Annotated in this window: 12 protein-coding genes; 5 read left to right on the top strand and 7 right to left on the bottom strand. The window is 68.7% G+C overall.

Annotated elements, in window-relative coordinates:
* The first annotated feature begins 8 nt into the window (after nucleotides 1-8).
* A complete protein-coding gene (locus HWW87_RS27225) occupies nucleotides 9-1,199 on the top strand; it encodes an SAM-dependent methyltransferase (protein ID WP_175822916.1) in 1,191 nt (396 codons plus the stop codon).
* 13 nt (nucleotides 1,200-1,212) lie between these two features.
* Nucleotides 1,213-1,407, top strand: a complete 195-nt coding sequence (locus HWW87_RS27220) for a DUF2905 domain-containing protein (protein WP_011546377.1) — start codon at nucleotides 1,213-1,215, stop codon at nucleotides 1,405-1,407.
* Between the two features lie 22 nt (nucleotides 1,408-1,429).
* On the opposite strand, the gene HWW87_RS27215 is transcribed toward HWW87_RS27220, so the two are convergent.
* The 6 genes from HWW87_RS27215 to HWW87_RS27190 form a co-directional block, all read right to left on the bottom strand.
* Nucleotides 1,430-1,651, bottom strand: coding sequence for a hypothetical protein (locus tag HWW87_RS27215; protein WP_175822915.1), 222 nt, complete (start codon nucleotides 1,649-1,651; stop codon nucleotides 1,430-1,432).
* A 108-nt stretch (nucleotides 1,652-1,759) separates the two neighbouring features.
* Complete coding sequence (locus HWW87_RS27210; RefSeq protein ID WP_175822914.1) at nucleotides 1,760-2,668, bottom strand: carbohydrate kinase; 909 nt, start codon at nucleotides 2,666-2,668, stop codon at nucleotides 1,760-1,762.
* Nucleotides 2,665-3,945: an AGE family epimerase/isomerase gene (locus HWW87_RS27205; protein WP_175822913.1), complete on the bottom strand. Its 1,281-nt coding sequence runs from the start codon at nucleotides 3,943-3,945 to the stop codon at nucleotides 2,665-2,667. Before HWW87_RS27205 ends, HWW87_RS27210 begins: the two co-directional genes overlap by 4 nt.
* Nucleotides 3,942-4,961, bottom strand: a complete 1,020-nt coding sequence (locus HWW87_RS27200) for a LacI family DNA-binding transcriptional regulator (RefSeq protein WP_175822912.1) — start codon at nucleotides 4,959-4,961, stop codon at nucleotides 3,942-3,944. The genes HWW87_RS27205 and HWW87_RS27200 overlap by 4 nt, the downstream gene beginning before the upstream one ends.
* Nucleotides 4,962-5,351: 390 nt before the next feature.
* On the bottom strand, nucleotides 5,352-7,196 hold the full coding sequence (locus HWW87_RS27195; protein WP_175822911.1) for an EAL domain-containing protein: 1,845 nt from the start codon (nucleotides 7,194-7,196) through the stop codon (nucleotides 5,352-5,354).
* Nucleotides 7,197-7,518: 322 nt separating this feature from the next.
* Entirely contained in the window at nucleotides 7,519-8,547 is a 1,029-nt protein-coding gene (locus HWW87_RS27190; RefSeq protein ID WP_175822910.1) for a bile acid:sodium symporter family protein, read from the bottom strand.
* 346 nt (nucleotides 8,548-8,893) lie between these two features.
* Here HWW87_RS27190 and HWW87_RS27185 point away from each other — a divergent pair, with 346 nt between their 5' ends.
* The 3 genes from HWW87_RS27185 (at nucleotide 8,894) to HWW87_RS27175 (ending at nucleotide 11,952) form a co-directional block, all read left to right on the top strand.
* Nucleotides 8,894-9,385 carry a peptide-binding protein gene (locus tag HWW87_RS27185; RefSeq protein ID WP_175822909.1) on the top strand — a complete coding sequence of 164 codons (492 nt, stop codon included), beginning with the start codon at nucleotides 8,894-8,896 and terminating at the stop codon, nucleotides 9,383-9,385.
* A gap of 344 nt (nucleotides 9,386-9,729) precedes the next feature.
* On the top strand, nucleotides 9,730-10,806 hold the full coding sequence (locus HWW87_RS27180) for a porin (RefSeq protein WP_175822908.1): 1,077 nt from the start codon (nucleotides 9,730-9,732) through the stop codon (nucleotides 10,804-10,806).
* 183 nt (nucleotides 10,807-10,989) lie between these two features.
* On the top strand, nucleotides 10,990-11,952 hold the full coding sequence (locus tag HWW87_RS27175; RefSeq protein WP_175822907.1) for a LysR family transcriptional regulator: 963 nt from the start codon (nucleotides 10,990-10,992) through the stop codon (nucleotides 11,950-11,952).
* Between the two features lie 114 nt (nucleotides 11,953-12,066).
* On the opposite strand, the gene HWW87_RS27170 is transcribed toward HWW87_RS27175, so the two are convergent.
* Nucleotides 12,067-13,026 carry a nitronate monooxygenase family protein gene (locus HWW87_RS27170; RefSeq protein WP_175822906.1) on the bottom strand — a complete coding sequence of 320 codons (960 nt, stop codon included), beginning with the start codon at nucleotides 13,024-13,026 and terminating at the stop codon, nucleotides 12,067-12,069.
* Nucleotides 13,027-13,212 lie beyond the last annotated feature (186 nt).

Below are 13,212 nucleotides of genomic sequence, written 5' to 3'. Positions count from 1 at the left end.
ATGCCGGGATGAACCCGAAAGCTCACGAACCCGCTAGTTTACCTGCTCCCGGCCCTGACGCGCTCGCGCAGTCCGAAACCCTTGCCGCGCAACTGCGCGACGAGATCGCGGCGGCCGGCGGCTGGTTGCCGTTCGACCGCTTCATGGAGCGCGCGCTGTATGCGCCGGGCCTCGGCTATTACAGCGGCGGCGCGCGCAAGTTCGGGCGCCGCGCCGACGACGGCAGCGACTTCGTGACGGCCCCCGAGCTGTCGCCGCTGTTCGCGCAGACGCTCGCGCAACCGGTGGCCGAGGCGCTCGCGGCGAGCGGCACGCGCCGCGTGATGGAATTCGGCGCCGGCACCGGCAAGCTCGCGGCCGGGCTGCTCGCGGCGCTCGACGCGCGGGACGTCGAACTCGACGAATACCTGATCGTCGACCTGTCCGGCGAGCTGCGCGAACGGCAGCGTGACACGATCGAAGCCGCGGTGCCGGCGCTGGCCGCGAAGGTGCGCTGGCTCGATGTGCTGCCCGAGCGGTTCGATGGCGTCGTGGTCGGCAACGAAGTGCTCGACGCGATGCCGGTGCGGCTGTTCGCGAAGGCGGACGGCGCGTGGCGCGAGCGCGGCGTCGCGCTCGACGCGCGGCACGCGTTCGTGTTCGACGACCGGCCGGTCGGTGCAGCCGGCCTGCCGGCGGTGCTCGAGGCGCTCGACGTCGGCGACGGCTACGTGACCGAAACGCACGAGGCGGCGCTCGCGTTCACGCGCACCGTCTGCACGATGCTCGCGCGCGGCGCGGTACTGCTGGTCGACTACGGTTTTCCCGCGCACGAGTACTACCACCCGCAGCGCGACCGCGGCACGCTGATGTGCCACTACCGTCACCACGCGCACGACGATCCGTTCGTGTACCCGGGCCTGCAGGACATCACCGCGCACGTCGAATTCACCGGCATCTACGACGCGGGCGTCACGACCGGCGCCGATCTGCTCGGCTACACGTCGCAGGCGCGCTTCCTGCTGAATGCGGGCATCACCGACGCGCTGGCCGCGATCGACCCGTCCGACATCCGCGCCTTCCTGCCGGCCGCGAACGCGGTGCAGAAACTGATCTCGGAGGCCGAGATGGGCGAGCTGTTCAAGGTGATCGCGTTTTCGCGCGGGATCGACGGCACGCTCGACGCGTTCGCGCGCGGCGACCGCTCGCACGCGCTCTGACGAGGAACCCGGGATGCTGCGCTGGCTATTGACGACGTTCATCGCGGTGATGATCCTGACGCGCTGCTGGCCGTGGCTCGGCAAGCTCGGCATCGGGCGGATGCCGGGCGACGTCACGCTGACGCTCGGCGGGCGGCGCTACCCGTTCCCGTTCATGTCGACGCTGGTGCTGACGATGCTGGTATCGATGGTGGCGCGGCTGCTCTGAGCCGCGCCGAAAAAGAGGCGCGTCACAGCTCGATTTCGCCGAGGATCCGGTGCGCGAGCGCCTTCGCCTCGTCGAACGCTTCTTCCTCGCTGGGGCTCGTCGAGTGGACGTCGTAGCGCATGTTCTCGGTGTCGTCCCCGTCGTCGCGCGAGAGGATCACGTAACCCTGGAACTGGCCGTTGCCCGCATGCTGGGTATGCGCCTTGGCCGTGTAGATGCCTTTCGTGAACGTGTTGGTGTCCATCGTGCTCTCCCGCAAAAGGACACTTCATCGTAGCACTGCGGCGCAGCATGGTGCGTGCGGTTTATCGGTGACCGATCAGCGACCGGTCACCGTTCCTGCATCGTCCCTTCAACTTTCGAGCAGCGCGACGACCTCGTCGAGCGTCGGCGCGTGCGCGCCCGTGTGCCGGCACGCGGCGGCGCCGGCCGCCAGTGCGAACGCGAGATGCTCGCGCCAGCCGCGCTGCGGCGCGGCCATCAGGCTGAACAGCAGGCCGCCGATCGACGCGTCGCCTGCGCCGACGGTGTCGACCACCTCGACGCGCGGCGGGCTGGCCTCGTGCACGTCGTCGTCCGCGTAGAGCGTCGCCGCCAGCGCGCCGCGCGTGACGAGCACGGCCGCCTGCGGGTTCAGCGCGCGTACCGCCGCGATCGCGTCGGGGCCGTCGCCGCCGAACAGGTGCCGCAGGTCTTCGTCGGACACCTTGATCAGATCGGCGAGGGCGGCCATCTTCTCCAGCGTCGGCCGGTACGCGGCCGTCATCAGGTTCCGCACGTTCGGGTCGAAGCTGATCTTCACGCCGCGCGCGTGCAGGTCGGCCGCGAGTGCGGCCAGCGTGCCCGCGAGCGGTTCGCGCACGAGGCTGATGCAGCCGAAATGCGCCCATTGCACGTGATCGGTCCAGCCGGCCGGCAGCCGCGCGGGATCGAACGCGAGATCGGCGCTCGCTTCGCCGATGAAGAAGTATGCGGGCGGCCGCGTCTCGTGGACGATCGCGAGCAGCGGCGGGCGCGCGACGCGCTGCAGGAAGCGCAGGTCGAGCCCGGCCGCTTCGCTCGTGTGCCACAGCACGTCGGAGAAGCAGTCTTCGCCGATCGAGCCGGCGAGCGCGCTCGGCACGCCGAGCCGAGCGACCGCGCGCGCGACGTTCCAGCCGGCGCCGCCCGGCACCGAGGTCCACTGCGCGTCGCCCGCGCGCACCATGTCGGTCAGGATGTCGCCGGCCGACACGAAAGCCGGAAACGTGCCGCCGCTCATTGCGTCGGCTCGCTGCGTTGCGCGCGCGCGAGGGTCGCGAGCACGTCGTAGCAGGCGCCCATCGTGTGATAGTCGGTCTTGCCGGCCGGGCTCTTCTCGTCGCTGTACTTGCGGTTGTCGCAGGTGAGGATCCGGTACCACGCGCCGTAGCGGTGATCGACGAAATGCGCCCAGCTGTAGCGCCAGATCTCGTCGTACCAGTCCCAGAAGCGCTCGCTGCCGGTGCGCGCGCCGAGCATCGCGGCCGCCGCGAAGGTTTCCGCCTGCACCCAGAAATACTTGTTGTGGTCGCAGATCGTGAAGTCGGGGCCGAAGCCGTAGCAGAGGCCGCCGTGATCGGCATCCCACGCGTGCGTGAGCGCCGCGTCGAACAGTTCGGCCGCGCGCGGCGCGAGCCAGTCGAGCGTGCGGTGCCGCTCGAGGATCAGCAGCAGCTTCGCCCATTCGGTCTGGTGCCCGGGCTGGAAGCCCCACGGACGGAAGATGTTCGAGCTGTCTTCCTTGTTGTAGTCCCAGTCGACCGACCAGTCCGCATGGTAGTGCTCCCACACGAGGCCGCCCGATAGCGCGGCCTGGCGCTGCGTGATGTGGGAGGCGAGCTTTTCCGCGCGATCGAGGTACGTGAGATGGCCGGTCGCCTCGTAGGCGGCGAGCAGCGCTTCCGTCATGTGCATGTTCGCGTTCTGGCCGCGGTACGACGACACGTTCCAGTTCGGCGTCGCGTCGTCCGCATACAGGCCCGCGGCCGCATCCCAGAAGCGGTGCTCGGCGAGCTCGTAGGTTGTGGCGATCAGCGGGCGCGCTTCGTCGATGCCGGCCATCGTCGCGTGCGCGGCCGCGAGCAGCACGAACGCGAGCCCATAGCAGTGGCGCGTGCCGTCGAGCGTCGCGTGCTTCGCGCCGTCGCGCCAGTCGAGTTCCCAGTCGTAGCCCTGCAGCGCGTCGTCCCAGTGCGCGTCGCGCAGGAAGCGCAGCCCGTGGCGCGCGTAGTCGAGGTGGCGCGGATCGCCGAAATGGCGGTACGCCATCGCGTAGTTGAAGACGAACCGGCAGGTGCTGACGAGGTGGCGCGACGTGCGGTTGTAGACGCTGCCGTCGTCGCGGAAGTAATGGTAGAAGCCGCCCGTCGGGTCGAATGCGTTCGTCGCGTAGAAGCGCAGCGTGTCTTCGATGTGCGACAGCAGGAACGACGGATCGCGGAAGCTCGCGACGAACGGGGCGGCTTGCGTGTGGGCGGCCGGCGCGGCCGTGCAGGGTTGGACCGGGGGCATGTTCATGATTCGGTGGCCGTTACGGTATCGAATGCCGGGGAGCCGGCGGGCTGGCTGCTGGCCCGCACGATCAGCTCGACGGGCAGGGAAATCTCGGTGCGCTCGGGCGCTTCCGCGAGCAGCAGTTCGACGCCGCGGCGGCCGAGCGCTTCCTTGTCGACCGCGAGCGTCGTGAGCGGCGGGCTCGCGTGCGCGGCAGCCGGGATGTCGTCGAAGCCGACGATCGCGATGTCGTCCGGAATCCGCAGGCCGCGCGCGATGCACACGCGCTGCGCGGCCAGCGCCGCCGCGTCGTTGTACGCGAACACGGCTTCGGGGCGCGGGCCGGGCGCGTCGAGCAATTGCTCCATCGCACGTGCGGCGCCCGTGTCGGGGTCGAGGCCCGCATCGATCGTCACTTCGTAGGCGGGATCGAACAGCCGCCCGGCTTCGAAGAACGCGCGCCGGTAGCCGATCGCGCGCTGCGCGATGCTGTAGTGCGCGGCCGAGCCGCCGATGAATGCGATCCGCGAGCGGCCGGTGGCGAGCAGGTGGCGCATCGCGAGCGCCGCGCCCGTCGCGTTGTCGATGTTGACCGAGCGCAACCCGGGCGCCCACAGGTCGATCAGCACGAGCGGCCGGCCAGTGGCGGCGAGCGCCTCGATCGTCTCGGGCTCGATGAAGCCGGCGACTGCGATCGCGTCGGGTGCGTGCGGGCGCATCTGGCGCAGCACGTCGTCGTTCGGGCCGACCGTGAGCAGCGTCGGCACGATGCCGCGCTCGCGGCAGGCGTCCTCGACGCCGTGCAGCACGTGCGAGAAGAACGGGCTCGCGGGAAAGCGGTTGTGCTGGCGGTGCAGCAGGAAGGTGAGCCGGCGGATGCGCGGCCGCAGCTGCGCGGAATCGTAGCCGAGTTGCCGCGCGATCTCGACGATGCGCGCACGCGTGGCTTCGGACAGGCCGGGCTGGTTTTTCAGCGCGCGGGAGACGGTGCCGATCGAAACCTCTGCCGCCCGCGCCACATCGCGAATGGTCGTACCCATCGTTCGGGGTCCGGTTTGTTTAGGGTGGAGGCGATTGTATAGTAAAACTCATCGCGGAATTCGGGCCGGATAACCGGGGAATACCCGCGAATAACGGCTTTTTAAGCGCTAATCTGCGAAAACGCCGTTACTAAAAATACTAAACAAAACGCGAAAAAGGCAAGGTGGGCGTGCGGGTGTCCGGCGGTGCCGGCGGAGCGCAGGAAAAAGTGGCGGCAGCCGGCGCGCGGGCTTGCGGGCCAGCATGAGGGCGCGGCGCCCCGTGGCCTCCGCGTGCGACGGCGGCAAGCCGTTGCGCAACAGCCTGGCCTTGCGCCGGACGGGCATCGGGCTGGTCGCATGGTGCGCGGGCGTTTTCCGTGCGCACCTCGCCGACTGTCTGTCCGTTGTTCAGCCCGCCGCCATCGCCACGGCCGGCGGTTCGCCGCGATGGCGCAGCGCGGCGCGGCCGGCATCGAGGTCGACGACCGCGAGCCCGTCCGGCTGCTGCTTCGCCCGCCGCTTCGCGAGCGCCGCGACCGACGCGATCTCGTCGCTGCCGTAGCGTTTCGCGCCGTGCGCGCCGGCCGGCACGCCGACCGCGCCGATCGCCATCGTCACGAAGCCGAAGAACGCCGGGTTGCCGTGGCGGTCCTCGCCGCGCAGCCCGCCCGCCTGCCGGTCGGCCTGCGTGTAGAAGAGCCGCGCGCCGTCGTTGAAGCGCGCGATCGCGTCGGCGGCGCGCTCGCGCCAGTCGTCGCGCTGGAACAGCACCAGGAAATCGTCGCCGCCGACGTGGCCGAGAAAGTCGCGCTGCGGATCGCACACGCCGGCCAGCACCGTCGCGGCGAACTTCAGCACTTCGTCGCCCTGCCAGTAGCCGTACTGGTCGTTGAACGGCTTGAACTGGTTCAGGTCGACGTAGCACGCGTGAAAGCCGGCGTCGCGCTGGAGCAGCCGGTCGATGTGCGCGCTGATCGGGATGTTGCCGGGCAGGAAGGTCAGCGGATTCGCGTAGCGCGCGGCCTCGATGCGCATCTCGGTCACGGTGCGCACCAGGCTCTCGCCGGTGCCGAGCCCGACGTAGCGGCCGTGTTCGGTGATCACGAAGCCGTCCGCGAGATAGCGCTGGTCGTGGCGCGCGAGCAGCATCGCGAGCTGCTCGAAGGTGGTCGCGTTGTCGATCATCAGCGGCGCATCGTTCGCGAACTGCAGGCACGGTTTCTTCCCGAACACCTCGCGGTGATACGGCAGCGCGAAACGGTCGATGAAGCCGCGGCGATTCACGAGCGCGACGGGCCGCCCGCGCTCGACGAGCGCGACCGCGTGCAGGTCGGGCATCCGGTTGAACAGGTCGAGCACGTCGTTGCTGGTCGCGTCGCGCGGCAGCGCCGGGGCGGGCACGAGCATCTTCCCGGCGATCGTGCCGGCCGGCCGCACCGCCCGCGTCACGCCGGGAAACACCGCGATGTGCGGCGCGCGGATCGCGTCGCGCGCGGCCGGCGCGACCACGCGCGACGGCTGCGCGTTCGGCCGGCCGAGCAGGAAGCCCTGCACGCAGCAGATGCCCATGTCGCGCACGACGATCAGGTCGCATTCGTTCTCGATGCCTTCCGCGATCAGCTGTGCGCCGCTTGCCTGTGCGAAGTGCTGCATGGCCTTCACGGCCTCGAACTTGAGCGGGTCGCGCGCGATGTCGTGGATGAAGAAGCGGTCGATCTTCACGACGTCCGGATGCAGGCGCAGCCACAGGTTCATGCTCGCGTTCGCGGTGCCGTAGTCGTCGAGCGCGAACTGGATGCCGGCGTCGCGCAGCGACGCGACCGCCGGCCCGATGTCCGCGATATCGGGAATCGCGTTCTGCTCGGTGAGCTCGATCACGATGCGCTCGGCGCTGATCCGCGCGCGGCCGAGGAACTGGCGTGCGCGCTCGCGTTCGCTGGCGAGCGTGAGGATGGTGCCCGCGCTGAAATTGAGGAACAGCTTGCCGTCGCAGCCGAGCGCCGCGAACGCGTCGAGGCAGGTGAGCGCGGCGGCCCGTTCGAGTGCGATGGTTGCGCCTTCGCGCGCGGCCTGCGCGAACAGTGCGGCGGGCGGCTCGAGGTCGGTGCCGAGCGGGCCGCGGATCAGCCCTTCGTAACCGACGACCGTCCCCGACCCGAGGTCGACGATCGGCTGGAAAACGGCGGCGAGCGCGCGATCCGCGATCAGGCGCGTGGTGCGGGTGGCGGCGGAATCGGAGGAGGGCGCGGGCATGGGCGAGGGCAGCCGGATCGACGGGACGACCGGCTTAACGGCACCGCTCGCGGAGAATTGAATGAAGATTTCGTGACGCGATGGGCGTTGCTGGTGCGTCGCGCCGGACATGGCTGGGGGCGCGGCTGGAAGGGGCGGTGGACGGGAAGCGGGAGGCGGGAGGCGGAAGGCGGAAGGCGGAAGGCGGAAGGCGGAAGGCGGAAGGCGGAAGGCGGAAGGCGGAAGGCGGAAGGCGGGAGGCGGGAGGCGGGAGGCGGGAGGCGGGAGGCGGGAGGCGGGAAGCGGGAGGCGGAAAGCCGTGGCCATCGCGCCCCCGGACGCGTCAGCGCTTGCCCGTGCTCAGCGCGCCGGACGCGGCTGTCGCGTCGCCCTCGTGCTCGCCGCTCGTGTCGCGCGCGCCCCAGCGCTGCGCGAGCGCCGCGCACGCCATCAGCTGGATCTGGTGGAACAGCATCAGCGGCAGCACGATCGCACCGACCGCGTTCGCCGAGAAGATCACCTTCGCCATCGGCACACCAGCCGCGAGGCTCTTCTTCGATCCGCAGAAGATGATCGTGATCTGGTCGGCGCGGTTGAAGCCGAGCCGCTTGCTGACGAACGCGGTCAGCAGCAGCGCGATCGCGAGCAGCACGAGGTTGACGACGAGCAGGCCGCCGAGCGCGCGCGGCGGAATCTGGTGCCACAGCCCCTCGTTGACGGCCTCGCTGAACGCGACGTAGACGACCAGCAGGATCGAGCCCTGGTCGACGAAGCGCAGTACGCCGCGATTGCGGTCGATCCAGCCGCCGATCACGGGCCGCAGCAACTGGCCGGCGATGAACGGCACGAGCAGCTGCATCACGATGCTGCCGACGGTGCTCCACGGCGACGCGGCCGCGGCCGACTGCGACGTGATCATCAGCCCGACGAGCGCCGGCGTGACGAAGATCCCGAGCAGGCTCGACGCCGATGCCGCGCACACGGCGGCCGGCACGTTGCCCTTCGCGATCGACGTGAACGCGATCGACGACTGGACCGTCGACGGCAGCGTGCACAGGAACAGCACGCCCGCGTACAGCGTCGGCGTGACGAGCGGCTGCAGCACGGGTTTCAGCGCGAGGCCGAGCAGCGGGAACAGCGCGAACGTGCTGAGCAGCACGACCGCGTGCAGCCGCCAGTGCGTCGCGCCCGCGACGACGGCTTCGCGCGACAGTTTCGCGCCGTGCAGGAAAAACAGCAGGCCGACGGCGATGTTGGTCGCCCAGTTGAACGCATGGGCGGCCGGGCCGCGGCAGGGCAGCAGGCTCGCGAGCACCACGGTGCCGACGAGCGCGAGCGTGAAGTTGTCGGGAAGAAAACGGGGACGGGCCATCGGGAACTCGATTCGGAAATGGCGAAGGCGCGCGTCGCGCGCGCGGATGGCGTTATTGTCCCGGTTGGCGATTCACTACACAAATTCATTGTGCGAATCGATTGATGAATCGATCGCATGAGGCGGCGGCCACCGCACCTGTCCGGCCAAGCGTGAAACCGCAGAAGAATGTTCTGTCGCGATCGCGTGCCGAAGCGGAAAAACCTAGCAGTAACATGGTGTTACACCGATGCCCGCGACATAACACTTTTTGGCTCGACACACTTTCCGCCCGCTCATAAATTACTGATGAAAGCCTTGGGTCGGCCGAAAGGAGCCGACGGCGGGCGTGGATGGGCACGGAACGATGACGGAACGGGTGAAACGGAAGATCGGACGATGGGTGGCAGGCGTGCTCGGCGCGCTGCTGATGCCGCTCGCGCTGGCCCAGCCGCCCCATGGCGGTCACGGGTTCGGCGGCCACGGCTTCGGTGGCGGCGACATGCGCGCGTACGGTCAGCCGGCCGGCGGTCCCGGTGGTGGTCCGGTGTGGCGCCGCGTTCCGCCGCCAGCCGGCATGCGTCCCGGCGGCGTGAGCAGCGCCGGCTCCCGCTGGGGGCTGCGCCCGACGCCGTCGTACGGTCATTACGCCGCGCAAAGCCCGTATCGGCCGATCAGCGCCGAAGTCCGCCAGATGCCGCGCCCGCCGGGCGGCGGCAATGTCCCGCTGCGGGCCGGTTCGATCCGCGCCGACGTCGCCCGCTACAACGAGGAGCGCGGCGGTCGCCCGATGCCGCCGCCCCGCTCGCAGGAAGAGCCTGCGCACTCGCCTTCTTTCTCCCCGTTCTACCGAAACTGAGCGCCCCGGCGCTCGTCCCCTTGCCGGCTGATGCGAATTCGCCACAGTCGCGCGCAGATTTCCGCTGATTTTCCCGCCGCATTGCGCTATCTTTCGCGCCCGGTGCGCGCATGGCACGCCGCCGCCGCCCGTGCGACCGCGTTCGCGCCGGGCCGCCGCCGTCCATCCGGCCATGGATATATGCCGCGAAGTTAATGCCGGCGCTATACCCGCAATAAGTGTGCGCAATTTTGACCGGACAAATGATCCGTAAAGATGGCTGCGCCCCATACGACGCAAGCACTCGGCTCCAAACAACAACGCTCGCGCCACTTATCGACTATTCGACAAAACCTGGAGATCCAATGAAAGCATTCGCCCGCCGTGCGTCGCGCACGTCCGTCAAGCTGATCGCCGCAGCCGCCTGCGTGGCGGCCGCCGCACCCGTCCATGCGCAGTCGAGCGTCTCGCTCTACGGGCAGGTCGACGAATGGGTCGGCGCCACCAAGTTCCCGGGCAGCGATCGTGCGTGGAACGTGTCGGGCGGCGGTATGTCGACCTCGTACTGGGGCCTGCATGGCGCCGAGGATCTCGGCGACGGCTACAAGGCGATCTTCACGCTGGAGAGCTTCTTCCGTGCGCAGAACGGCCAGTACGGCCGCTTCCAGGGCGACACGTTCTTCGCGCGCAACGCGTACGTCGGCATCAGCTCGCCGTACGGCACGGTGACGGCAGGCCGCCTGACCACGCACCTGTTCCTGTCGACGATCCTGTTCAACCCGTTCTACGACTCGTACACCTTCTCGCCGATGGTGTACCACGTGTTCCTCGGCCTCGGCACGTTCCCGACCTATCCGAGCGACCAGGGCGCGGTGGGCGATTCGGGCTGGAACAACGCGGTGGGTTACACGTCGCCTTCGTTCGGTGGCCTGAATTTCGGCGCGATGTACGCACTCGGCAACCAGGCCGGCGACAACCGTTCGAAGAAGTGGAGCGCGCAGTTCAACTACGCGAACGGCCCGTTCGCGGCGACCGCCGTGTATCAGTACGTGAACTTCAACAACGGCCCGCAGGATCTGAGCGCGCTCGTGACCGGCCTGAAGAGCCAGGGTATCGCGCTGGTCGGCGCGACCTACGACCTGAAGCTCGTGAAGCTGTTCGGCCAGTACATGTATACGAAGAACGACCAGGTCGCGGGCAGCTGGCACGTGAACACCGCGCAGGGCGGCGTGTCGGTGCCGCTCGGCGTGGGCAACGCGATGGCGTCGTATGCGTACTCGCGCGACGCGGGCGGCCTCGACCAGACGCGCCAGACCTGGGCCGTCGGCTACGACTATCCGCTGTCCAAGCGCACCGACGTCTACGCGGCCTACATGAACGACCACATCAGCGGCCTGTCGAACGGCAACACGTTCGGCGCCGGCATCCGCGCGAAGTTCTGACGCGCCCGCGCGATCGGTGCGCCGGCCGCGCGCGTCAATCGCGCGTTTCGGCTGCATGTTTTCCCGCCCGAAACGGCGCCGCCACTCGCGGCGCCGTTTTGCCTTTCTTGACCTTTCTGTTTCCTCGCCTTTGTTACCCTATCTCGTAATTGGTTGATTCCCCCGGGATTGCGAGCTAGTTCGATGGATACCCTCGTCAGCATGAATGTGTTTCGCTACGTCGTCGAAGTGGGCAGCTTCGTCGGCGCGGCGGAGCGCATGCAGATGTCGGCGGCGATGGCGAGCAAGCACGTGATGCACCTCGAGCAGCAGCTCGGCGCGCGGCTGCTGCATCGCACGACACGACGCGTCGCGCCGACCGAGGCGGGACGCGAATACTATGAGCGCCTCGTGCAGGCGCTGTCCGAACTCGACGAAGCCGGCCAGGCCGTCGGCGCCGCGAGCGTGGTGCCGCAGGGCAGGCTGCGCGTGACGTCGCTGTCCGCGTTCGGGCTGCGGCACGTGATGCAGGCCGTCACCGATTACGCGGGCCGCTTCCCGGACGTGACCGTCGACATGACGCTGTCCGATCGCGTGGTCGACCTGATCGAGGAAGGCTACGACGTCGCGGTGCGCGCGGCGCCGAACGGATTGAAATCGTCGTCGCTGGTCGCGCGCCAGATCGCGACCGCGCACATCCTGCTGGTCGCGTCGCCCGAGTATCTCGAGAAGCGCGGCACGCCCCAGGCGATTGCCGATCTCGCGAATCACAACTACCTGCGGCGCGACTCGAATTCGACGATGCTCGATTCGCTGGTGATCGACGCGGCCGCCGCGTCGCGCGTGAGCCTGAACGGCAACCTGATCGTGAACCATCTCGAAGGGCTGCGCGCGGCCGTGCTCGCCGGCGCGGGCATCGCGCTGCTCGGCACCGAAGTGGTCGGCGACGACATCGAATCGGGCCGGCTCGTGCCGGTGCTGCTCGATTCGGTGCCGCCGCACGAGGCGCCGATCTATGCGGTGTACGCGAGCCGTCGTCACGTCTCCGCGAAGGTGCGCTCGTTCGTCGACTTCCTGGCCGCGCGTTTCGAAGGGCAGTCGCTATGCCCGTCGATCGAATCGCGCCTGCGCGTGCTGCCGATCACGCGGATGAAGCGCGCGGTCTGAGCCGCATCGTCCGCCGCGGCGGGGCAATAAAAAAGCGCGAACCGCTGCGGTTCGCGCTTTTTGCTTGGTTCGACGATCTCGCGTCGATGGCGACCGCAACGGCCGCCGCATCCGTCAGCGCGGGATGCCGAGCCGCGCCTTCGCGTCGTCGTACTCGCGCTTGAGCCGCTCGACGAGCGCGCCCACGCTCGGCAGATCGTCCATCAGGCCGACGCCCTGGCCGGCGCCCCAGATGTCCTTCCATGCCTTCGTCTTGTCGCCGCCGAAATTCATCTTGGTCTTGTCGGATTCCGGCAGCGCTTCCGGATCGAGGCCGGCCTTCTCGATGCTCTCGCGGATGTAGTTGCCGTGCACGCCCGTGAAGAGGTTCGTGTAGATGATGTCCGACGATTTCGCGTTCAGGATCGCGTGCTTGTAGTCGTCGATCGCATGCGCTTCCTGCGTCGCGATGAAACGCGTGCCCATGTACGCGAAGTCGGCGCCCATCGCCTGCGCGGCGAGGATCGAGCCGCCGTTCGCGATCGAGCCGGACAGCACGATCGGGCCGTCGAAGATCTTGCGGACTTCGCCGACCAGCGCGAACGGCGACGTCGTGCCCGCGTGGCCGCCGGCGCCGGCCGCGACGAGGATCAGCCCGTCGACGCCGGCTTCGAGCGCCTTCTGCGCGTGGCGCAGGTTGATCACGTCGTGCAGCACGATGCCGCCGTAGCTGTGCACCGCGTCGACGATTTCGCGCGCCGGTGCGCGCAGGCTCGTGATGAAGATCGGCACCTTGTGCTCGACGCACACGCGCACGTCGTGCTCGAGCCGCGCGTTCGACTGGTGGACGATCTGGTTGACCGCGATCGGCCCGATCACCGCCTCGGGGTGCTTCGCCTTGTGATCGGCGAGTTCCGACTGGATCTGCGTGAGCCACTCGTCGAGCAGTTCGGCCGGGCGCGCATTGAGCGCGGGGAACGAACCGACGATGCCCGCCTTGCATTGCGCGAGCACGAGTTCGGGATAGCTGACGATGAACATCGGCGACGCGATGACGGGGAGCGTCAGGTTCTGCAGGACGGTGGGCAATGCCATGTGATGTCTCCAGTCTCCGGGGGCGGTCGGCGCCGGCGCGGTCGCGTCGATGCCAACACCATGCTTTGCGGTCGAACGGTGATTCGAGTGTAGCTGCGGAACCAAGTCGTTCGTCGAGATTAATACGAACGGTCGTGCGATTCTACGCGAGCTTAACAAAATGTGCGGTGTGGCGGCAATCGAGTG

Source organism: Burkholderia sp. BCC0419 (assembly GCF_902830285.1).
In the GTDB taxonomy this organism is placed as follows: Bacteria; Pseudomonadota; Gammaproteobacteria; order Burkholderiales; family Burkholderiaceae; genus Burkholderia.
This window is presented reverse-complemented; position numbering and strand designations above follow the sequence as displayed.